This is a genomic window from Candidatus Flexifilum breve (genome assembly GCF_016713355.1).
Map to the genome: position 1 here is coordinate 1,448,317 of NZ_JADJPI010000035.1, position 22,450 is coordinate 1,470,766.

A 22,450-nucleotide genomic window follows, 5' to 3' on the forward strand; every position below is an offset into this window, starting at 1 on the left:
CCACCTTACAAAGACAACAAAAAGGCGACGAGATCCGCCAGTTGTTCCGGCGTGAGCACGTCCGCCACACTGTGAATCGGATCGGTGCGCGTCAGCAGCTCTGGCAGCGACTGCACCACGCCATCATGCATATAGGGTGCAGACGCCCACAGGCCGCGCAGGGTCGGCGTGTCGAAGGCGGGCGCGATCTCCAGCGAGAACACACTCCCGGCGAGGTTGTGCGCCTGTAAATCAGTGTATTGCGGCGGCGCGTGACAGCCGCAGCCAATCGTCCCGCTCATGAACAGTTCCATGCCGCGCCGCGCCGACTCGCTCAACCCCCTATCCGGCAAGCGATTCGGATTCGGCCACGCCTCCAGTGACGCGACATACGCCACCAGCGCATCGAGATCGGCTGAGCGTCCGGCATCAATCGTGCTAACGGTCGCATCAAAGTCCCCTGTGATCAACCCGTCGCCGAGCATCACATAACGGATCTGGTCTTCAATCGTATCGTGCAGCTCGGTCATGTCACCAGCCCAATTGTACGGTGGCAGTTCCGCCGCGCCGTTGAGCACCGCCGTGTTGCGCGGCCCACTGCGAAAATTGATCCATGTGCGCCCGTCCGCGCCGCCTTCAAAATGGCAGGTCGCGCAGCTAATCACACCGTCGCTCATCGTCGGCGCACTGGCGCGGTGAAACAGGACTTTCCCGCGCAGCAGTTCCGCGCCCAGGGGAATCGTCGTGACAGGAATCACGGCTGTGACGCTGTTGGTCTCCGCGTCGATCACCGTCACTGTACCATCCAGCGCATTCAGTACATACAACGTCTCGCCCGCTGCCCAGACGCCAATCGGATTTGCACCGACCGCGATGCGCGTCACAAGCTGGCGCGTCGCCAAATCAATGGCCATGACCGCATCACTGCCACCGAGCGCCACGTACATGAGGTTTCCATCCGCTGACAACGCCCCGTCGGACGGCATATTCGCGTCATGGTCAAGTGTGGAGAGTGTCAGCCGCGCGCTGCGGTCACCACTCATGCGCGTCAGGTCAAAAGCCGAGACGACCGGAAACCAGTCCTGCATGTACTGCGTGGAGATCAGCGCGAGGCCAGTGCGCGTCTGCGGGATATAGGCGCGCGCCCCATCCGGCGTGATCAAGATCGTGCGCGAGAGTTCGCCGTCCGTATCTACCGTCACCGAGCCGACGACAAACGGCGTGCGTTCGACATTGAGCACGCTTAGTGTTCCGGTGTAGGTATACGTGACCAGTAGCCATGTCCCGCTGATCGCGAGACCGCTCGGCGCGTCCGGCACCGTGACGCGGTAGAGCACATCCGTCGTATCCAAATCCACCACGGCAATCTGGTCGCTGCCGAAACAGCTCACATACGCGCGGCGGCTGTCGGTCACGACCCCGTACGGCAATGCGCACACCTGCTCGACACGCCGCACCTGTCCACTGTCGAGATCGACCAGCGCGACGGCGTTTTCCGTCCACAACGTGACCACAGCCAACCGATCCCGCGTCGCCACCATGCGCGGACCGCCCCCGACCGGAATCTCGCTGACTACCCGCAAGGCATGTGTGTCGACCAAGGTGATGCTGTCGCTGTCCGGATTGACCGTGACGAGCGTCTCATTCACCAAAGCCAGCGCCTTACTGGATCGGCTGTTGACCAGTGGCGGCAGCGCGGGCAGCGGCGCTTGCGTGGCAATCGGGGTGAGCAGCAGCGGCACGGGCGTGACCGGAACAGTCGGCGGGTAAGTCGTGGCGGTCGGCGTAGGGAACGCTTCCCCGACACACGCCCCTAACAGCAGCAGGCACAGCGCACACACCGTCCAGCGGACGCGTTCAAAAGGTTGTCCGAAACGGGTATCATGTGTAGGGACGAGGCATGCCTCGTCCTGACTTCTTGAACGGGATACTGAGGACAAGGCATGCCTTGTCCCTACAAAAACCTCTCTACGAAGCCACGTTCGACTTTGCGAACGCTGTCGTCTCCCCTCCCTGAATTCGGGGAGGGGCTGGGGGTGGGGTCGACTGCTCACGGCACGACCCTCACGACCTGTTCCATGAGAATATCGGGCGTCTCCCAACCTTTCGCCGCCATCAAGTCGATGAAGGCGCGGCGCAGGTATAGCCGCGCCTCAACCGTGACTGCACCCGCCCCGGCGGGCAGTTCAAATGTGTAGTTCGAGACATCGCTGGCCAGCGCGGCGATGCGGTTATCGCTGACGAGCCGCGTTTGCCGCCAGTAAGCCGCGGTCGGCAGTTCGCCCGTGTAGAAGTCAGCGAGGATTTTGGCGTAGAGGATGCCGGGCAGTCCCGCGTAGTAGCCCGCGTCGGGATCGCCCACGCCACCCCATTCCGGGATGGTCGCGCCCTCAGTGAATGCGAGCGGTTGTCCGTTCGCGTCCCGCGCTTCGACCAGCAGAATCAGGTTGCGCAGCGGGTTGTCTGTCGGGATCGAGTGCCCCGCGCCCGTGTTCGTCACCGTGACGGACACGTTTAGGTTGTCCCCTACCCGTTCGGCGTCGACCGTCACCTGCGCGGTCGCTTGCAGCAGGTTGAGGTCTCCTGCGCCCGGCATGCGGTGACTGAAAATCGTGTGTGGGTCGCGTTCCGGCACGAACTGCGTGACATCAGGCGGCAGATCGACGAAGGTGGTCACGCCGAGGGTCGGCATGTGGCAGTCCTGACACGTCCGCCCACTGACCGGGTCGCTGTAGGGGCTGGCCAGCCATTCACCGAAGCTGTTGTACATGCTCACGCCCCAGAACGTCCCAGTATGGCAGGCCGCGCAAAACTGACTTTCGCTTTGCAGCGCCAGATACACATCATCACCGGGCGTATCGTCGTACGGGCCAAAGAAGATCTGCTCGCCGTCCGGCGGGCGCAGAAATTCAAGCGACTCCACCCCCGGCAGATTAGCCGACGGCAAACCGCTCACGTCGAGGCGCACAGCGGCAATCTTGTGACAGAGATCGCATGTCACGCCTTCTGCGGCGACGCCAACTGCCGTATTCGGATCAGCAGTCGTCGGCTGTTCCAGCGCCAGCACGGGAGCGTGACAGGTCGCGCACACGCCGTTCGACTCAGGATAGTCGAGCCGGAAGCCGACATCCGGTTGATCTGGCAGCGGCACATCGATGCCAAGTTCAGTATCAAACTGATACTGTGTCAGCGCGCCCAACTCCCCGGTCAGCGTTGTGCCATTGTAGAGCGAGAGAAAGCGCGGATTGGTCGCTGATCCTGAATGCGCGTCCAGGTGCCATTCGTCGACGGGCAATGGCGCGTTGGGGTCGCCGGAGCGCGAAGCATGGCAGCGCACACAGGCGCCCTCCACATCTGGGTGCAGCACCGGGCTGACGAAGGCGTACTCCAGATTGTCTTCAATGGGGTGCGCGCGCAGCAACAGCGTGATCTCACTCAACGGCGCGCCCGCGGTGTGGCTGATGAAGTAACCCTCCGCCCACGCAGTCACGTGCCGTTCGCCGCTGAACGGCGCGACGGGCAGCGTAAAGCGCCCCTCGGCATCCGTCAGCGCGTAGTCGGACGAACCCTGCACGCGAACAATCGCCCCACCGACCGGAATGCCCGCTGCGTTGACTGTACCGCGCAGCGTGCTTAACTGAATCAGCCCCCAACCCATCAGCGCCAGCGCCAGACCCAAGACGGCCAGCGCCAGCAGCGCTTTGTACTGGACTTTCACCCGCTCAGCCTCGCACGCTGATGTGCAGATCGGGGTTATGCGTAAGCAGCGCGATCAGCGACTCGTGCAGCGGCATTGAACCGGGGATGACTTCAATGGTTTGCGGACGCCCACCGTGCAGCACGTCATAGGCGACATTGATGTGCGTGAGCGTATCCGCCGCCGCGAGGTTGTCGAACGTCGGCAGCTCCTGATACCCGGCGATCTCTTCGCCCCACGTCACACGTACAAACCACCAGTTCAGGCCATTCGACTGCGCGGGGTACGGGTCTTGCGTGAGCGCATCGGCGGGCGTCTGCTGCCGTGCCCAGAGCAGCGCCAGCAGCGCGATCTGGTCATGGCTGACGACATCCTCCGACGCAATGATCAGCGGAGAGGTGAGCGGCAGGCGATAGCCCGCGTCCGGCCCGTAAGTCGTCAGGGCTTGATCGGCGAGCGTCAGCGTCAGGCGCAGTTTGCCCGCCAACTGCGGAATCGTGTTGAGTTCGGCGAGCTTCTCGTGAAAAGTCGCGCCGTCGCGGTGCAGCACCATGCGGCTGTGATCGCTGATCCAGCCGACCGCATTTTTCAGGCCGAGCGACGCGCCCGCCAGCACATGCTTGCCGAGGCGCGGCAAATTCACGATGTGGTCGACTTGATCGAGGATGGCCGCGACCTGCAAGCCATCGCCCCAGTGATGATCGACAGCCGGTACGCCGGGAATATACGCTTGGTCGAAAGGCACTTCTTCAAAGCAGTGAACTTCTGCGCCCGCCGCTTCCGCCGCCGCGAGCAGACCATTCTGCTCCATATTGGCGCGCGTTGATCCGGTTGTGCCTTCGGCGAGATGGCGCACGAACTGCGCGCCGCTCATATCCCCCACGTAGATTGTCCCCGCGCCCGCTTCCTTCAAGCGGCGGATGACGCCTTCGAGCACGGCGGGCGATGTCACCGAGGGCGCGGTCAGGTTGGAGTTGCTGGCGACTTTGACGAACACCGAATCGCCGGGGCGCAGCCACGCGAAGTCGGTCGCCGCGTTCATGGCCGCTTGCACCGCGTCGCTGGTCGTCGTTTCAGTGGGATTGAACGTGTGCAGGTGGACTTTGGTCGTCAGGCCGTCGGCACGGATACCCGGCAAGGTGATCAACTTGGGTGTGAGCAGCGCGGCGACCGAGGCTCCGGCCACGCCGAGAAATCGTCGGCGGGAGAGGGGATGATGGCTCATTTTTGACTCGCATTTCCGGTGTTTGGCTGAGGTTCTTGATCAGGACGGGCGGCAAACACGCGTGGTCAACGAAGTGCGCGCCACAGATCGGCGCAGCGCCGCTCATTGTACCCCCGTGTGGTCGGGATCACCACGGTTGGCGGTTTGATTCCGATTATCTTAGCCATCTGATCACGCTGTGCGCCAGTCCTCATCTGTTGCGTATTTCACAATGACTTTGCATAATCAGGTCATATGAGCACTAAAATGTTGCACAATAAGCAACATTCACTTGATAGGGACGGGATGAGCGAAATACAATCACTGATGCGCGGGCTGCAAATCGTCGATCTCATCTGGCAGGCGGGCCGCTCGGTGAGCATTACCGAACTGGCTGAAGCGCTGGACGTCGACAAGAGCAGCGCGTCGCGGCTCGTCAAGACGTTGGTATCCGCGGGGTATTTGCAACCGGAACGCGGATCGCGCAAGTATGTGGTCGGGCCACGCCTGTATCAAATGGGCTGGGAACTGGTCAACCGCATGCCGCTGCGCGAAAAGGCCCGTAAGTACCTGTACCGGCTGGTCAAAGACACGGAAGAATGCGCGCATACCGCGGTGTATTCAGAAGGCAAAGCGCTCATGATCGATGACGTGGAAGCGTCGCACTCGCTGCGCGTGGTCGGCGGCATCGGACGCATGCTGCCCATGCACTGCACCGCGGTCGGCAAAACGCTGCTCGCCTTTGGCGAACTGCCGCTGCCGGCCACGCTGGAGCGCAAAATGCCTAACACATTGACCGATCCCGAGGCGCTGGCGCGGCATCTGGCGCAGGTGTGCGAACAGGGTTATGCCATCGATGATGAAGAACATCAGCCGGGGGTGCGCTGTCTCGCCGCTCCGGTTTACAACATGGCGGGGATCGCGGTCGCGGCGATTGGCATCTCCGGCCCGACGGTGCGCGTCACTAAGGAGCGGGTCGCGGTGCTGGCGGGGCATGTGCGCCGCGCCGCGCGCGAACTTTCAGCCGAACTAGGTTACAACGCTGAGGAGGCGGGCTATGACGACCGGGTATGATTCGCTGCACATGGGGCGCAGCAGCATTGATCTCTACTCCAACGATATTGGCGCCCCCTTCCCGCAGATCAACAGCTTTGCGGCGTATGTCGGAGGGTCGCCGCTGAATATCAGCGTCGGGGCGCACCGCCTCGGCCTGAACACCGCCCTGCTGACCGCCGTTGGCGTCGATCCGGTCGGCGATTTCATCCTCGACTTCCTCAACCGCGAAGGCGTGGTGACGCAGTTCATCCCGCGCAAACCGGGACGCCGCACCAGCGCCGTGATCCTCGGCATCGAACCGCCGGATAAGTTTCCACTCGTCTACTACCGGGACAACTGCGCCGATAACGCGCTCGACATTGACGATGTGCTGGCGTCCCCGCTCACGAGCTGCAAAGTCTTTCAGTTCGCCGGGACGAACCTGAGCGTCGAGCCCAGCCGCAGCGCAACCTTCTTCGCGGCAGAACGCGCCAAAGCCGCCGGAGTCAAAGTCATGCTGGATGTCGACTTCCGGCCGAACCAATGGCATGACGTCCGCGCCTTCGGTGTGCAGGTACGCGCTATCCTGCGCAGCGTGGACATCGTGATCGGCACGGAAGACGAGGTCAACGCGGCGCTCATGATCGAAACCGGGCAGATGTCGCTCACGCACTCGCAGATCTCCGACACGCATGTGCAGGGCGATACCGAACGCGCGATTGCCGCCCTGCTCTCAATGGGGCCGGAGGCGCTCATCCTCAAAACGGGTTCGCGCGGATCGCGCATCTACCTGAAAAACGGCGAAGTGATCGAAGCACCGGGTTATCCGGTCGAGGTTTACAACATCCTCGGCGCGGGCGATGCCTTTGGCGGCGGTTTCCTCTATGGGTATATCAACGGCTGGGGCTGGAAGAAATCCGCGCGGCTCGGCAACGCGTGCGGCGCGATCGTCGTGACCAAGCACGGCTGCGCCAACTTCATGCCAACCCTGCCGGAAGTCGAAGCCTTTGTCAGCACCCGCGGCGGCTTGGAGTAACACAACGTACTGATTCTGGAAATTCGCGGCCTCACCCCGTTTCGCTGCGCTCAACCGCCCCTCTCCCAAGGGAGAGGGGCAAAAAATCGTCAGATTTTTGGGGTGAGGTTTGTTTACCAGCATTGCGATTCACTGGAACTAGGAGCTTTTATGGGACAACTTAAACATTCAGTGTCATGGTGGTGTTTTGTACCGCAGCCAATGACACCGCAGACGTTTGTCCGTGCGGTCGCCGACCTCGGCTATGACGCGATCGATCTGGTCGAACCGGAAGACTATCAACTGGTCCGGGATCACGGGCTGGAGATTGCGGCGGTGCGCGGGCATGCGCTCCGACCGCAGGGCATGAATCGGCTGGAGCATCGCGGCAGCATCGAGGGGGAACTCGCGGCGAGTCTCAAGCTGGCGGCGGACTGGCACATCCCGTATGTGATCTGCTTCAGCGGCAACCGCTTAGGGCTCAGCGATGAACAAGGCGCGGGGAACACCGCCGCCAACCTGAGCTATTTCGCCAAAATGGCCGAAGATGCGGGCGTCACGCTCGTCCTTGAACTACTCAACAGCAAGGTCGATCACCCTGACTATCAGGCCGACTCGACCGCGTGGGGCGTCAAGGTCTGTCAGATGGTCAATTCGCCGCGCGTCAAACTGCTGTACGACATCTATCACATGCAAGTGATGGAGGGCGACGTGATCCGTACCATCCGCGACTATCACGCCTACTTCGGGCATTACCACACCGCAGGCAACCCCGGTCGTAACGAGATCGACGCGACGCAGGAATTGAATTACCGCCCCATCGCCCAGGCGATCCGGGACACGGGTTTCACGGGCTATCTGGCGCAGGAGTTCATCCCGACAGGTGATCCCGTCGCTGGACTGAAAAATGCTTTAGAGATCTGCAAAGTCTAGTTTTAGCGGAATGAGAAAGGGGTTTTCCCTATGAAAACAACCCGTTTGACGATGGCGCAGGCGCTCGTGCTCTACCTCTCCCAGCAAAGCGTGGAGCGCGACGGCGTCGTCAACAAGTTTTTTGAAGGCGTGTGGGGCATCTTCGGTCACGGCAACGTCGCCGGGATCGGGCAGGCACTCCAGCAGTACGCTGACGAGCTGCGCTTCTTTCAGGCGCGCAACGAGCAGGCGATGGTGCACGCCGCGATTGCGTTTTCCAAGCAGCGCAACCGCCTCGCGACCTTCGCCTGCACCTCGTCGATTGGCCCCGGCGCGACCAACATGATCACGGGCGCGGCGGTGGCGACGGTCAACCGCATCCCCGTGCTGCTGCTCCCCGGCGATATCTTCGCGGAACGCATGCAAGCGCCCGTGCTCCAGCAGTTGGAGAACGAGCATTCGCTCGATCTGAGCGTCAACGATGCCTTCAAGCCTGTGTCGCGCTTCTGGGATCGTATCTACCGCCCGGAACAGTTGATCAGCTCGGTCCATGAAGCCATGCGCGTGCTCACCTCTCCAGCGGACACAGGCGCGGTCACGCTGGCACTGCCGCAAGATGTGCAGGCGACTGCCTACGACTACCCGGTGGAGTTGTTCGAGCCGCGCGTGTGGCATATCCGCCGTGATCGTCCCGATGCCGGGTTACTGGCGCGGGCAGCAGCGGCGATTCGGGACGCCAAGCACCCCATGATTGTCGCGGGCGGCGGCGTCCACTACAGCGGCGCGCATGACGCCTTGCAGGTGCTGGTCGAAACGCTCGGCATCCCGGTCGGCGAGTCGCAGGCGGGCAAAGGCGCGCTCCCCTACGATCATCCGCTCAACCTCGGCGCCATTGGCGCGACCGGAACGGAAGGCGCGAACATCATCGCCCGCGAAGCCGACCTGATCATCGGCATCGGCACCCGCTACAGCGACTTCACCAGCGCGTCCAACACGGCCTTCCAGAACCCGGACGTGCGCTTCATCAACATCAATGTGATGGAATTCGACGCCTATAAGCGCAGCGCGATCCCGCTGGTCGGCGACGCGCGCGCTACGCTTGAAGAACTGCTGCCGTTGGTGCAGGACTTCCAGACGGACGCCGAATATCAAACCCGCTGCCGCCAACTCAACGCCGCGTGGGATATGGAAGTCGCGCGCATTTACAACCTGGAACACGAGCCGATGCTCAGTCAGGGCGAAGTTGTCGGCATGATCAACACCTTCAGCCGCGCGCGCGATGTCGTGCTGTGCGCGGCGGGGAGTCTACCCGGCGACCTGCATAAGCTGTGGCGCACCCGTGATCCCCGCGCCTATCACCTCGAATATGGCTTCTCGACCATGGGCTACGAAATCGCGGGCGGGTTGGGCGCAAAACTGGCCGATCCCACGCGCGAAGTCTACGTCATGGTGGGCGATGCTTCCTTCCTGATGATGAACAGCGAACTGGTGACGATGGTGCAGGAAGGGATCAAAGTGACCATCATCATCCTCGACAATCACGGCTACGCCAGCATCGGTGGCTTGAGCAAGAGCGTCGGCAGCGACGGCTTTGGCACGAAGTACCGCCAGCGCACCGACAGCGGCCAACTCGACGGCGAGGTGCTCCCGCTCGACTTCGTCAAGCTGTGCGAAGGCATGGGCGCGCTCACCTTTAAGGCGCTCAATCGCGATGAATTCGGCGATGCGCTGGAGCGCGCGCGGGAGGTTACGGGCGGCCCGGTGTGCATCGTCACCGAAGTCGACCGGCGGCAGCGCGTGGGCGGCTATGAATCATGGTGGGACGTGAGCGTCGCCGAGGTCAGTGAAAACCCGGACGTGCAGCGCGCCCGCGCCGCCTATGAAGCAGCCAAGCAAAAAGAACGGCATTACCTGTAACCTCAGGTATGGATTGAGTGGCCGACCCCACCCCCAACCCCTCCCCAAATTCAGGGAAGAGGCCAAGGTGGGTTCTCGAAAGAACGGATGTAGGGGCGCACCTCTGTGTGCGCCCAAAACCGGGCAGACACAGAGGTCTGCCCCTACACACGGACTTTCGAGAAGTAACTTAAGGGGGGTGAGGGGTGCACCAATCGATTTGCAGGCAGTTGAAGTACCTGTAGGGCGAATCCCCTACTTATTGGCTACACACAAGGACAAACAGCATGGCGATCAAAGTCGCAAGCGCCCCGGTCTCGTGGGGCATTTATGAATTCGAAGGGATCGAACCCAAGTATCCCTATCAGCGCGTCCTCGACGAAATCCAGCAGACCGGCTACACAGGCATCGAACTCGGCCCGTATGGCTACCTGCCCACCGATCCCGCCGTGCTGCGGCAGGAACTCGGCGCGCGCGGATTGCAGCTCCTCTCGGCGTTCGTCCCGGTCAAGCTGGTCGATGCCGCCGCGCACGAAGCCGGGGCGGAAGCCGCGCTCAAGGTCGGCAAGCTGCTGGCGGCGCTCGGCGCGCAGTACATCGTGCTGGCGGATGACAACGGCAGCGTGCCGGAACTCGTCGCCAAAGCGGGACAGCGCACCGGCAGCGCGCTCACCAGCGCCCAATGGGATGTGTTCGCGCGGGGCGTCAACCTCGTCGCCCGCCGCATCAACGACGAACTCGGCCTGAAAGTCGCGTTCCACCATCACTGCGCGGGCTACGTCGAAACGCCCGTCGAAGCCGCCGAACTGCTCGCCCGCACCGACGATCAACTGGTCGGGCTGTGCCTCGACACCGGGCACTGGCACTACGCCGGGGGCGATGCCGCCGCGGCGATTCAGGAACTCAAAGGCCGCGTGACCTACCTGCATCTCAAGGACTGCCACACCGAGATCGCCGCCAAGTGCCGCGCCGAAGGCAAGAATTACTTTGAAGCGGTCAAGGCGGGCGTGTTCTGCGCGCTCGGTGAAGGCGAAGTCGACTTCCCCGCCGTCAAAGCGAACATGCTGGCGCTCGGCTACGACGGCTGGGCGATTGTCGAGCAGGACATCCTGACCGACGATCTCGATGCGCCCAAGCGTTTCTCCGCAGCGAACCGCGCTTATCTGAAATCCATTGGCCTGTAAACAAAGGAACTCACCTTGGCTAGCGAAAAACTCGGCATTGGTCTGATTGGCGCAGGACGCATCGGCAAAGTGCATGGCGAAACCATCGCCCGCCGCGTCCCCGGCGCGCGGCTCGTCACCATTTGCGACGTGAACACCGCCGCCGCGCAGGCACTGGCGGACGAACTCGGCGCGGAAGTCTCGCCGTCGGTTGAAGCGCTCCTACAACACCCCGGCGTCGACGCCGTCGTGATCTGCTCCTCAACGGATACGCACGCGCCGTTCATCAAGCTGGCGGCGGCGGCGGGCAAAGACATCTTCTGCGAAAAGCCGATTGCGACCGATCTGGCCGTCATCGACGACGCGCTGCAAGCCGTCGACCAAGCGGGCGTCAAGCTGATGATCGGCTTCAACCGCCGCTTCGACTCCAACTATGCCCGCGTCAAGCAGGCGATTGTGAGCGGGGAGATCGGTACGCCCCAGCTCCTGCACATCATCAGCCGCGACCCCGGCCCGCCGCCCGTGTCCTACATCAAGGTTTCCGGCGGCATTTTCCTCGACATGACCATCCACGATTTCGATATGGCGCGCTTCCTGTTCGGCGATGTGACCGAGGTCTACGCCGTCGGCGCGGTCATGGTGGACCCGGGCATTGGCGAGGCGGGTGATATCGACACCGCCGTGATCACGCTGAAGTTTGCGAACGGCGCAATCGGCACGATTGACAACAGCCGCAAGGCCGTTTACGGTTACGATCAACGCGTCGAAGCCTTCGGCAGCGCCGGAGCGGCCGCCAGCGAGAACAACTACTCGGATGCTGTCACGATCAGCACCGGGGACAGCGTACGGCGCGGTTTGCCGCTCAATTTCTTCATGGAACGCTACCTCGCCGCCTACCAGACCGAACTCGTGGCCTTCGTCAGCGCCCTGCGCGACGGCACGCCCATGCCCGTCACAGGCGCGGACGGCCGCGCTCCGGTCGTAATCGCGAAGGCGGCGCTCAAGTCGCTGCGCGAAAACCGCCCGGTCAAACTGTCGGAAATCTAGGTCAGTTAGCAAATGTGACAACCTTACCCCAATCACCAAGCGATTCTTTGCCTCTCTCCCGTGGGAGAGGGGCGGTTGAGCGCAGCAAAACGGGGTGAGGCTGAAGTGAACGCCGCCGCCGCTATCCCAGCGGCTAGAGTGAAGAGAGCAAAATGGTCGATCAGATTGTCGATTTCATCAATGGGCAGTGGACGGACGCGCAGGCAACCAACCGCCTCAACATCGTCAACCCCGCGCTGGCCAAGCCGATTGCCGAAGTGGTGCTGACCCCGCAGGAAATCGTCGCGCAGGCCGTCGAGGCGGCGCACAAAGCCTATCTTGAATGGCGGCGCGTCCCGGTTGGTGAGCGCGTGCAGCCTCTGTACAAACTCAAGGCGCTGCTGGAAGCCAACATCGAAGATATCGCCCGCACCATCACCAACGAGTGCGGCAAGACCTACGGTGAAGCGATTGCGGAGATGCGGCGCGGCATCGAAAACGTTGAAGTTGCGGCAGGCATGCCCTCGCTGATTCAGGGCTACAACAACGAAGATATCGCCAGCGGCATTGACGAGCACATGTTCCGCCAGCCGTTGGGCGTGGCTGTAGCCATCACGCCGTTCAACTTCCCCGGCATGATCCCGCTGTGGTTCCTGCCCTATGCGGTCGCGACGGGCAACGCCTTCATCCTCAAGCCGAGCGAAAAAGTGCCGATGACCAGCGCCAAGATGTTCGCGCTGATCGAGCAGGCGGGCTTCCCCAATGGCGTGCTGCAACTGGTTAATGGCAGCAAAGAGACCGTTGACGCGCTGCTCGATCACCCGCTGGTCAAGGCGGTCAGCTTCGTCGGCTCGACACCGGTCGCCAAGTACATCTACAGCCGCGCGACCGCCAACGGCAAGCGCGCGCAGTGTCAGGGCGGGGCGAAAAATCCGGTCGTGATTATGCCCGACGCCGACATGGACATGACCACCCGCATCATGGCGGATTCAGCGTTTGGCTGCGCGGGGCAGCGCTGCCTGGCGGCATCCGTCGCCATCACCGTGGGCGAGGCACGCACCAGCTTCACCGAAATGATCGCCGATGCCGCGTCGAGCCGCGTGGTCGGTTACGGCTTGGACGAAGGCGTGCAGATGGGGCCGGTCATCAGCGCGGAGAGCAAAGCGCGCATCGAGAAGATCATCGCCGAGGGCGAACGCACCGGTTCGGCGAAGGTGCTGGTCGATGGGCGTGGCAAAGCGGCCTCCGGCTACGATGATGGCTATTGGATCTTCCCGACCGTGCTGGACGAGGTGCAGCCGACCAGCGACCTCGCACGCACCGAAATCTTCGGGCCGGTGCTCAGCCTGATGCACGCCACCGACATTGAGCAAGCCATTGAGCTGGTCAACGCGCGCGCGTTCGGCAATATGGCCTGCATTTTCACAGGCAGCGGGGCGGCCGCGCGCAAGTTCCGCAACGAGGCGGACGCGGGCAACGTCGGCATCAACATCGGCGTCGCCGCGCCGATGGCCTACTTCCCATTCAGCGGGTGGAACGAAAGCTTCTTCGGCGACCTGCATGGGCAGGGGCGGCACGGCGTCGAGTTCTACACGCAGACGAAGGTCGTCGTCGAACGCTGGCCGAAGACGTGGAGCCGCACGTTCTAGAAGCATCACCGATCGTTGTAGGGGCAAAGCGCGCCTTACCCCTCCGGTAAGTTTTCTAACAGTCAAGAAACCCCTCACCCCCTAGCCCCCTCTCCCACGCAAGCGGGGAGAGGGGGAAATCTGTCTCCCTTCCCTGAATTCGGGGAGGGGTCGGGGGTGGGGTCAGGACATTTCAGCTAAGGACATCGCACCATGACCACCCTCGGCAAGTACCGCCACTTGAGCCGCTGCGCCACACCCGACGGACACTTCGTCATTCTGGCAATTGATCACCGGGCCAACCTGCGCGCCGCACTCGACAAACACGCGCCGACGCCCAGCACCGACGCCGACTTTGCCGCCTTCAAGCAGCAGGTGATCGGCGCGTTGGCCGGAGATGCCTCGGGCGTGCTCACCGACCCTGATTTCGGCATCCCGGCAGGCATTATGAGCGGGAACATCGCGCCGAGTCACGGCCTGCTCGCCCCGATCGAAGTCACCAATTACGATGTGCATCCGAGTCAGCGCGAAGTCGAGTTCATACCCGATTGGTCGGTGCGGCACATCAAGCGCGTCGGTGGAGATGGCGTCAAGCTGCTGCTCTACTATCACCCGGAGGCCGCGAACGCCGAGAAACAGCGCGGGATTGTCCGGCAGATCGTGGCGGACTGCGCCGCCGACAACATCCCGTTCTTCCTCGAACCGATCCCCTACTCGCTCGATCCGTCGACCCCCTTGAGCAACGCCGACCTGCTGGCGATCAGCGTAGAGATGGCGCGTTTGTTCAGCAGCATGGGCGTCGATGTGCTCAAGCTGCAGTTCCCGGTCGATGCGGCACAGAGCCGCGACGAATCGGCGTGGCGGGCGGCGTGTGCGCAGGTCAGCGCGGCGTGTTCGGTTCCGTGGGCGCTGTTGAGCGCGGGTGTGGATTTCGAAACGTTCGCGCTGCAAACACAGATCGCCTGTGAGGCGGGCGCCTCCGGCGTGATCGTCGGGCGCGCGGTGTGGAACGAGGCAGTCACGCTGCCCACCGCTGCCCGTGCCGATTTTCTCGCGACTACCGGGCGGGAGCGCGTTCGGGAATTGCACAGCATCTGCGCGGAGTCAGCGCGCCCGTGGTCCGGGAAAGTCACCGCGCCCACTTCAGCGCGAGGGTAAGGCTGTTGGACGCGGACGCGATAAATCGCGTCCCTACGAAAATGCATTCGCTTTGGCGAACGCTGTTGTCTTCCCTCTCCTCTTTTCGGAGAGGAGATGAGGTGTTTCTTAACTCCCGAAATCCTTCCAGAACTCTTTCCACGGGATGTTGAACTCATTCAGCAGTTCGGTGACGCTCCGGCGATGCTTCGCCAGTCCCGTCTGCCGGGACTGTTTCTGATCTGCCATCTGCCACACCAGGTCTGCGGCGTCATAGGCCGCGCGCGGATGTCCCATTTGTCGTGCGTTTTGCGCTCGCTCTTTCAGAAGTTGACCATCTTTGTCCAGCCAGTGAAATAGAGATTCCAGCGCGGCGATGGGGTTGTCCACCAGTTCGCCCGCGCCGCCGTCGACGACGAAGTCGGCGTTGCCTGTTTCCTGTCCCTCGATCAGATCGACCAGCAGAATCGGCAGGCCGCAGGCGAGCGCCTCAGTCACATACAGGCCGCCCGCCTTGCCGACCGTGCAGTCGGCGGCGTGCATCATCAGCGGCATGTTGCTGACCAGGTTGTACACGTGCGCCGGATGATGCCATTCGACCTGCGAGAAATGTGCGAAGAGCTCGTCATCCCCGCCGCACGCAATGACGAATTGCAGCGGCAGTCCCGAGTGATTGAGCACATGGAGGGTTTCGGGCAGGTTGCGCACGCGGGTGCTGCCGACCACCAGCACCGTAATCAGATCCTCACGCCAGCCGAGTTCGGCGCGCAGTTCGGTACGCGTGCGCGTCTCTCGGGCAAAAGCCGGGTTGATCGGCAGCCCGGTCACCTTAACTTTCTCCGGCGGCAGCCCATAGTTGAGCGCCAGATCGTAGGCGATCTGCGTGGGTACGAGGCACAGATCGGTCACCGGGTTGAACCAGGAACGGTGCAGCGTCGCCAGATCGGTAACGGTCGTAACGAGCGGCGCGCGCTGACGGGTCATCGTGAACACGGCGTCGAGTGGTGCATGGTACGTCTCGTAGGTATTGACGATCACATCCGGTTGGGTGGTTTTGAGGATATCGAGGATCGCCAGATACAGCATGACCGTGAACGCGCCTTCGACAATCGCGCTCGGCAGCGGGTCGTTCACGGCCTCATAGCTGAAGCGGTAAAAGTCCGGCCATTCGCGGATCAGTCGGTCATAGTCGGACTGACTGTTACGCAGGATGGGTGAGGCGTCTTTATGCTCAGTCGGGTTGACGATCTCCACCGTGCAGGCGTCGCCGTGCTGCTCCTGCAGCGCGCTGGCAATGGCTTTGGCCGTGCTCCGATGACCGAAGCCGGTATCGTTGGTCAGAATGAGCACCTTCTTCGGTGCTGAGTTGGACATGACCGCTCCGTTCTCAGTGATGGGATGTGGCCAGCACTCTTGCAGTGTGACCTATAGACTGTAACCCGCGCCGCCGCGGGAAGTTGCCAGTCCATTCGCTCGGTGGGCGACTACGGACTATGATTACCCGCAGCGTTCTCAGCGTTTGGAGCCAGTCATGTTGACCAACAGTGACATTCACATCCGTGATCCGTTCGTGCTGCCCGTCGCCGCCGAGCAGCAGTATTACCTGTATGGTACGCGGGGTGCCGAGTCGTGGACGAATTCAGCCTCAGGCATCGACTACTACATCAGCCGCGATCTCGAACAGTGGGAGGGACCATTCCCGGCCTTCCGCCCGCCTGTCGACTTCTGGGCAGATCGCAATTTCTGGGCGCCCGAAGTCCATGCATATCGCGGGCGCTTTTACATGTTTCTGAGCCTCAAAGCGGAAGGCGTGTGCCGGGGCACGCAGATCCTCGCCGCGGACAGCCCACGCGGGCCGTTTGTGCCGTTGAGCGACCGTCCGGTAACGCCGCCGAATTGGGAATGCCTGGACGGAACCCTGTTCGTGGACGCCGACGATCAGCCGTGGATGGTCTTTTGCCATGAGTGGGTGCAGGTCGGCGATGGCGAGATCTGCGCTGTGCGGCTGAGCTCGGATTTGAGCAGTGCCGTAGGCGAACCGCAGCTCTTGTTCCGGGCGTCTGCTGCCCCGTGGGCGCACGAACTCAATTCGAAAGGCCGCCGGGGCTTTGTGACCGATGGCCCGTGGCTGCACCGGTTGACGAACGGCGAACTGCTCATGCTCTGGTCGAGTTTCGCCAATGGCAACTACACCATCGGCGCGGCGCATTCCGCCTCCGGGCAGATCCTTGGGCCATGGGCGCAGCTCGCCGAGCCGATCTACAGCGGGGATGGCGGTCACTGCATGGTCTTCCGCGAGCTCGCCGGCCAGCTCAAGCTGGCCTATCATCGCCCTAATCTGCATCCCGGCGAACGTCCCTGCTTCGTCGACCTACAGGAGATCGGTTCGTCCTTGGTCATTGCGTGAGTTGGCAGTCACCACCCTTGACTATTCGTCTGAATCAACCCGGCCAGCGCGTCCAACCAGCCGGGGAACGCGTTCAAGCAGGGAGCGGTGACATAGTTGTCCGGTCGCCCGCCCCCTGCGGCGAACTGATCGCGGCCTTCGTGCCCCAGTTCATCAAGCGTCTCCAAGCAGTCAGTGACGAAGCCCGGCGCAAACACGAACGGTCGCTGGACGCCCTGTGCGGCCAGCCCTTCCAGCGTCGCATCGGTGTACGGTTCGAGCCACTTTTCCGGCCCAAAGCGCGACTGAAACGTCAGCATCCATTGATCCTCCGACCAGCCCAGCGCCTCTGCGAGCAGGTGTGCAGTGCGTTCGCTCTGTGCCCGATACGGGTCACCCTCCTCGACATAGCGTTGGGGAATGCCATGAAAGGTGATCATGAACTTGTCGGGCACGTGTGGCAGCTGCTCAATCTGCTGCGTGAGGTGGTCGCGCATGGCGTTGATATAGCCGGGATGATCGTAGTACGGCTCGACGAAGCGCAGCGTGGGGACAAAGCGTTTGCGCTCGTGGAACAGCGGGCAGCGCCGCCCCGCCGCCGCCAGATACACTTCATCGTAGATCGACGCGGTCGTCGTACACGAGAACTGCGGGAACATGGGCACGACGAGGATGCGGTCGATGCCTTCGGCGGCGAACTGCGCGAAGGCTGCGGGGATGCTCGGGTTGCCGTAGCGCATGCCGACTAACACGCGGTAACCAGTGCCCAACCGCGCCTGCACGCCTTCGACCTGCTGGCGCGAGTAGACCAGCAGCGGCGAGCCTTCCGGCAGCCAGATGCGCTGATACAGCTTGGCCGAGCGCTTCGGGCGCGTGTTCAGTATGATTCCGCGCAGAATCGGCTGCCACTTCCACGGCGCGTAATCGATCACGCGCATGTCGGAGAGGAATTGGCGCAGGTACGGTCGCAGAGCTTGGGGGGTGGGCGCGTCCGGGGTGCCGAGTTGGGCGATGAGGACGCCGATGCGGGGCGTTGACATGAAACGAGATCCTTGCTGCTAAAAACTAGGCTTATCGCGCCGCATTATAGCACTTTAACTACTATAAACTCAGTCAGCATGTGAGATTTATGTAGATTTAACCAGACTCAACTTAATTTAGGTCAATGGGTATAGTCGTAATCTTCCGTAGGTAAACTCTGATTTGCACAGCGGTTGCACAGCGGGTATAGCCCCCCTTTCGCTTAAACTACACGCGGTTGAAAAACCGATTATTACCGGGCGCAGACTCCCGGCTTAACGTCCTGCGTAGACAGCGCCGCCCGCAGCATGTAGCATACCCCCTAGCACCAGTTTAGCTTTACCATATTTGCATCCAGTTGAGGACATATTTCTATGACCAAGCGCATCACGCCTGTCATTCTCGTTCTATTATTCGTGCTGGCGGCGTTCAGCACGGTTGCCGCGCAAGAAGCCACCGCCGATCCCGATTTTCCGGTCACGGTGGAGCACAAATACGGTTCGACGACCATCACGCAAGCGCCGGAGCGCGTGGTCTCCATCGGCTACACCGATCAGGACGCGCTGTTCGCGTTAGGCGTGACGCCTATCGCCATCCGCTACTGGTACGGCGACGAAACCAATGCCGTTTTCCCGTGGGCGCAGGACGAAGCGGGTGATACCGTCCCCGAAGTGCTGAATATGGCTTACGGCAGCCTGAACTATGAGGCGATCCTCGCGCTCCAGCCCGACCTGATTATCGCCGTCGGCGCGGGCATCACGCAGGAAGAATACGACCTGCTCAGCGCGATTGCGCCCACCGTCGCGCAGTCCGGCGACTATATCAACTTTGGCATGCCATGGCAGGAAATCACCCGCATGATTGGCGCGGCGGTCGGCAAGTCCGACGAAGCCGAAGCCGCTATCGAAAATGTCGAAACGCTCATCGCTGAAGCGCGGGAAGCGAACCCGCAGTTTGAGGGCCAGACGATTGCCATCGGCTACAACTACGGTGAAGCCCGTACCTACGGCTTCTACACCGATCAGGACAGCCGCGCCCGCTTCTTCACCAACCTCGGCTTCGTCGTGCCGGAAGAACTCAAGGAAATTGCGGGCGAATTCTTCTACGCCGACCTGAGCGCGGAACGCATCGACCTGTTCGATCAGGATGTGCTTGTGTTCCTCGGCTTGCAGTTCGCGCAGGGCGGCAGCGAAGCCATTGAAGCTGACCCACTGATCAGTCAACTGCAGGTCGCGCAGGATGGCCGCATCGTCTTCGTCCCAACCGAGTATGATGACGCGCTCCAGTTTGGTACCGTGCTCAGCCTCGAATACGCGCTTGAAGGGATCGTGCCTGCCCTGCAAGTCGCCCTGCCCGCCCCGGAAGCGACAGAAACGCCCTAACGCATGTCGGTTCAGGCTCGACCCGTCACTTCATCGCCCTCCCGCATCCTCGGCAGCCGCGCTTTGCTGCTGCCGGGGCTGCTGGTCGGCACATTGCTGTTGATCGCGCTGCTGCTGTGGAGCATCACGCTCGGCGCCGCGGAGATCACGCCGCAGGTAGTCTACACTGCGCTGTTCAACTATGACCCGACGCAGTACGACCAGTTGATCATCCAGACGGTGCGCCTACCGCGCGTCGTCGCCGGGGTGATCGTCGGGGCGGCGTTGGCCGTTGCCGGGGCGCTCATGCAGGGCTTGACGCGCAACCCGCTGGCGGACAGCGGTCTGCTTGGCATCAACGCGGGCGCGGCCTTCGCGGTCGTGCTGCTGGTCACGCTGACCACCGCCCCTTCGCTCACCAGCTACGCCATCGCCGCGCTGATCGGCGCGGGGTTAGCGGCGGCCTTCGTCTACGGTATCGGTGCGTTGAGCGGCGGCGCGACCCCGTTACGCTTGACGCTGGCCGGGGTCATCCTGACGGCATTCGTCACGTCGCTGACCACGGCTATTCTGATTCAGGATCAGGAAACGCTCGAACAGATCCGTTTCTGGACGGCAGGCTCGCTCGGCGGGCGGGACTTCCCGATCATTGCGCAAACCGCGCCGTTGATCGGGGTCGGGCTGGTCGGCGCGCTGCTCATCAGCCCGCAGATCACGACCATCAGCCTGGGCGACGATGTCGCCAAAGGGTTGGGTCAGAACACCTTGATCGTGCGCAGCTTCGCGGCGGTGCTGGTTGTGCTGCTGGCGGGCGGCGCAGTCGCCCTCGCCGGGCCGATTGGCTTTGTCGGGTTGGTGATCCCGCACGTCGCGCGCTTCATCGCCGGGGTCGACTACCGCTGGATCATCCCCTACTCCGCGCTGCTCGGCGGCATGCTCGTCACGCTGGCCGATGTCGCGGCGCGCGTCGCCCTGCGCCCGCTGGAACTCCCGGTCGGCGTGATGCTGGCGCTCGTCGGGGCACCGTTCTTCATCTATCTGGCGCGTTGGAAGGTGCGGCGCTAATGAGCGACCATTCCCTCCGCTCGACGTGGATCACCGTGCGGTCGCGCCGCCTGCCCGTGTCGTTCAAGCTGGATCGGCGCGTACCGCTGGTGGCACTCGCGCTGCTCATCCTCACGCTGATCATCCTGATCGTGAGCATCAACTTCGGCGCGTACAACATGACGCCGTGGGATGTCGTGCAAACGCTGACGGGCACGCTCCCGGCGGATCATCCCAATGCGCGCAGTTTCATCCTCGTCGTCCATACCTTCCGCCTGCCGCGTATCCTCGTCGCCTTTCTGGTCGGCGCGGCGCTGGCGACCTCCGGCGCGATCATGCAGGGCATCACGCGCAATCCGCTGGCGGAACCGGGCATCCTCGGCGTGACCGCCGGGGCGGGTTTCGCGGCGGTCGTGGTGCTGATTCTGCTGCATGACGTGCCGCTCAACTTGCTGCCGTGGGCGGCTTTTGGCGGCGCGATCCTCACCACGGCGCTCGTCTACGGGCTGGCGTGGAAAGCGGGCAGCGCCGCGCCCGTGCGCCTTATCCTGATCGGCGTGGCGATTGCCGCCATCCTCGGCTCACTGACCACCTTCGTGCTGATCTTCGGCGACATCCGCGACGTGCAGCAGGCCTATGTGTGGCTGACAGGCAGCGTTTACGGACGCAACTGGGATCATGTGCGGACGTTGGTCGCGTGGTTGGTCGTCTTGCTCCCGCTGGCCTTTCTGAGCGCCCGCTCGCTGAATGCGCTCAACCTCGGCGACGAAGTCGCGACGGGGTTTGGCGTGGGCGTGGAACGGCAGCGCGCGCTGCTGCTGGTGATCAGCGTCGGGCTGGCGTCGGCGGCGGTCTCTATTGCCGGGACGATCAGCTTTGTCGGGTTGATCGCACCGCACATCACGCGGCGACTGGTCGGCCCGGCGCACGAAGGGCTGCTGCCCATCAGCGCGATTTTCGGCGGCGCGCTGCTCGTGCTCGCCGACCTGATCGGACGCTGGGTGATCGCCCCATCCGAACTCCCTATCGGCATTATCACGGCGCTGATCGGCGCGCCGTATTTCCTGTTTTTGCTCGTTCGTTACCGGAAGTAAGGATTAACGCTCATGCTGCAGGTCGACAATCTCTCGCTGAGCTATGATGGCGGCACGCACGTCATTCATGATTTAAACCTGACCCTCAAACGTGGGTCGATCACCGCGCTGGTTGGGCCGAATGGCTGCGGCAAAAGCACGCTGCTGCGCGGCCTGTCGCGCCTGCTCAAACCCGCGCACGGGGCGGTCTATCTGGATGGTCAGAACGTGCACGCCATGAAAGCCAAAGACCTCGCGCGGCAGCTCGGCATCCTGCCGCAAGCGCCGACCGCGCCCGATGGTCTGACCGTGCATGAGCTGGTCGCGCAGGGGCGTTATCCCCATCAATCGTGGCTGAAGCAGTGGAGCGCCGCGGACGAGGAGATCGTCGCGCACGCCCTCGACCAGACGAACCTCACGCTGTTCGCCGACCGCGCCGTCGACACCCTGAGCGGCGGGCAGCGGCAGCGCGCGTGGATCGCCATGGCGCTGGCGCAGCAAACCGACGTGCTGCTGCTCGACGAACCGACGACCTACCTCGACCTCGCCCATCAGATTGACGTGCTCGACCTGCTGGCGGAACTCAACGAGGAAGGCCGCACGATCATCATGGTGCTGCACGATCTCAATCAGGCCGCCCGCTACGCCGACACCATCATCGCGCTGCGCGGCGGGCAGATCATCGCGCAGGGTGCGCCGGACAAGGTCATCGTGCCCGAAACCATTCTGCAGGTATTCGGCCTCGAAGCCGACGTAGTGCGCGACCCGGTCACCGGGACGCCGCTGTGCGTGCCGATCGGTCGGCGCGGCACCCGGCAGCGCAAAGCGTCCGCCGCCTTGAACGCACAACTCCGTGCCGATGTTCCGGCGTAAG

18 protein-coding genes are annotated in these 22,450 nt (G+C 62.7%); 13 read left to right on the plus strand and 5 right to left on the minus strand.

Going from position 1 to position 22,450, the window contains the following annotated elements; genetic code table 11:
* Positions 1–5 precede the first annotated feature (5 nt).
* From IPK17_RS29185 to IPK17_RS29195, 3 genes are all read right to left on the minus strand, one after another.
* Complete coding sequence (locus tag IPK17_RS29185) at positions 6–1,919, minus strand: c-type cytochrome (protein ID WP_343421221.1); 1,914 nt, start codon at positions 1,917–1,919, stop codon at positions 6–8.
* A 110-nt stretch (positions 1,920–2,029) separates the two neighbouring features.
* Complete coding sequence (locus IPK17_RS29190) at positions 2,030–3,697, minus strand: hypothetical protein (protein WP_343421222.1); 1,668 nt, start codon at positions 3,695–3,697, stop codon at positions 2,030–2,032.
* Between the two features lie 4 nt (positions 3,698–3,701).
* Positions 3,702–4,901 carry a DUF362 domain-containing protein gene (locus IPK17_RS29195; RefSeq protein WP_343421223.1) on the minus strand — a complete coding sequence of 400 codons (1,200 nt, stop codon included), beginning with the start codon at positions 4,899–4,901 and terminating at the stop codon, positions 3,702–3,704.
* Between the two features lie 285 nt (positions 4,902–5,186).
* Here IPK17_RS29195 and IPK17_RS29200 point away from each other — a divergent pair, with 285 nt between their 5' ends.
* From IPK17_RS29200 to IPK17_RS29235, 8 genes are all read left to right on the plus strand, one after another.
* Positions 5,187–5,954, plus strand: coding sequence for an IclR family transcriptional regulator (locus IPK17_RS29200; RefSeq protein ID WP_343421224.1), 768 nt, complete (start codon positions 5,187–5,189; stop codon positions 5,952–5,954).
* Positions 5,938–6,951, plus strand: coding sequence for a 5-dehydro-2-deoxygluconokinase (iolC, locus tag IPK17_RS29205; RefSeq protein WP_343421225.1), 1,014 nt, complete (start codon positions 5,938–5,940; stop codon positions 6,949–6,951). The genes IPK17_RS29200 and iolC overlap by 17 nt, the downstream gene beginning before the upstream one ends.
* Positions 6,952–7,101: 150 nt before the next feature.
* Entirely contained in the window at positions 7,102–7,863 is a 762-nt protein-coding gene (locus IPK17_RS29210; protein WP_343421226.1) for a hydroxypyruvate isomerase family protein, read from the plus strand.
* Between the two features lie 30 nt (positions 7,864–7,893).
* Positions 7,894–9,759 carry a 3D-(3,5/4)-trihydroxycyclohexane-1,2-dione acylhydrolase (decyclizing) gene (iolD, locus tag IPK17_RS29215; RefSeq protein WP_343421227.1) on the plus strand — a complete coding sequence of 622 codons (1,866 nt, stop codon included), beginning with the start codon at positions 7,894–7,896 and terminating at the stop codon, positions 9,757–9,759.
* Between the two features lie 266 nt (positions 9,760–10,025).
* Positions 10,026–10,922 (plus strand): TIM barrel protein, encoded by an 897-nt coding sequence (locus tag IPK17_RS29220; protein ID WP_343421228.1) that lies wholly within the window; start codon positions 10,026–10,028, stop codon positions 10,920–10,922.
* Between the two features lie 15 nt (positions 10,923–10,937).
* Positions 10,938–11,948 (plus strand): inositol 2-dehydrogenase, encoded by a 1,011-nt coding sequence (gene iolG, locus IPK17_RS29225; RefSeq protein WP_343421229.1) that lies wholly within the window; start codon positions 10,938–10,940, stop codon positions 11,946–11,948.
* A gap of 152 nt (positions 11,949–12,100) precedes the next feature.
* On the plus strand, positions 12,101–13,576 hold the full coding sequence (locus IPK17_RS29230) for a CoA-acylating methylmalonate-semialdehyde dehydrogenase (RefSeq protein ID WP_343421230.1): 1,476 nt from the start codon (positions 12,101–12,103) through the stop codon (positions 13,574–13,576).
* Between the two features lie 192 nt (positions 13,577–13,768).
* The gene (locus tag IPK17_RS29235) at positions 13,769–14,713 is read left to right on the plus strand and encodes a tagatose 1,6-diphosphate aldolase (protein WP_343421231.1); all 945 of its coding nucleotides are present in this window, start codon (positions 13,769–13,771) and stop codon (positions 14,711–14,713) included.
* Between the two features lie 108 nt (positions 14,714–14,821).
* Here the strand turns inward: IPK17_RS29235 and IPK17_RS29240 are convergent, their stop codons facing one another.
* Positions 14,822–16,066 carry an MGDG synthase family glycosyltransferase gene (locus IPK17_RS29240; RefSeq protein WP_343421232.1) on the minus strand — a complete coding sequence of 415 codons (1,245 nt, stop codon included), beginning with the start codon at positions 16,064–16,066 and terminating at the stop codon, positions 14,822–14,824.
* Between the two features lie 157 nt (positions 16,067–16,223).
* On the opposite strand from IPK17_RS29240, the gene IPK17_RS29245 reads away from it, so the two are divergent.
* Positions 16,224–17,099, plus strand: coding sequence for a glycoside hydrolase family 43 protein (locus tag IPK17_RS29245; RefSeq protein ID WP_343421233.1), 876 nt, complete (start codon positions 16,224–16,226; stop codon positions 17,097–17,099).
* Positions 17,100–17,107: 8 nt separating this feature from the next.
* Here the strand turns inward: IPK17_RS29245 and hemH are convergent, their stop codons facing one another.
* Positions 17,108–18,118 (minus strand): ferrochelatase, encoded by a 1,011-nt coding sequence (gene hemH / locus IPK17_RS29250; RefSeq protein WP_343421234.1) that lies wholly within the window; start codon positions 18,116–18,118, stop codon positions 17,108–17,110.
* 354 nt (positions 18,119–18,472) lie between these two features.
* Here hemH and IPK17_RS29255 point away from each other — a divergent pair, with 354 nt between their 5' ends.
* From IPK17_RS29255 to IPK17_RS29270, 4 genes are read left to right on the plus strand one after another with little or no spacing between them, the layout of a single operon-like run.
* A complete protein-coding gene (locus tag IPK17_RS29255) occupies positions 18,473–19,480 on the plus strand; it encodes an iron-siderophore ABC transporter substrate-binding protein (protein WP_343421235.1) in 1,008 nt (335 codons plus the stop codon).
* Between the two features lie 3 nt (positions 19,481–19,483).
* Positions 19,484–20,524 carry a FecCD family ABC transporter permease gene (locus IPK17_RS29260; RefSeq protein ID WP_343421236.1) on the plus strand — a complete coding sequence of 347 codons (1,041 nt, stop codon included), beginning with the start codon at positions 19,484–19,486 and terminating at the stop codon, positions 20,522–20,524.
* Complete coding sequence (locus IPK17_RS29265) at positions 20,524–21,597, plus strand: FecCD family ABC transporter permease (RefSeq protein WP_343421237.1); 1,074 nt, start codon at positions 20,524–20,526, stop codon at positions 21,595–21,597. Before IPK17_RS29260 ends, IPK17_RS29265 begins: the two co-directional genes overlap by 1 nt.
* 12 nt (positions 21,598–21,609) lie before the next feature.
* The gene (locus tag IPK17_RS29270; RefSeq protein WP_343421238.1) at positions 21,610–22,449 is read left to right on the plus strand and encodes an ABC transporter ATP-binding protein; all 840 of its coding nucleotides are present in this window, start codon (positions 21,610–21,612) and stop codon (positions 22,447–22,449) included.
* Position 22,450: the final 1 nt, after the last annotated feature.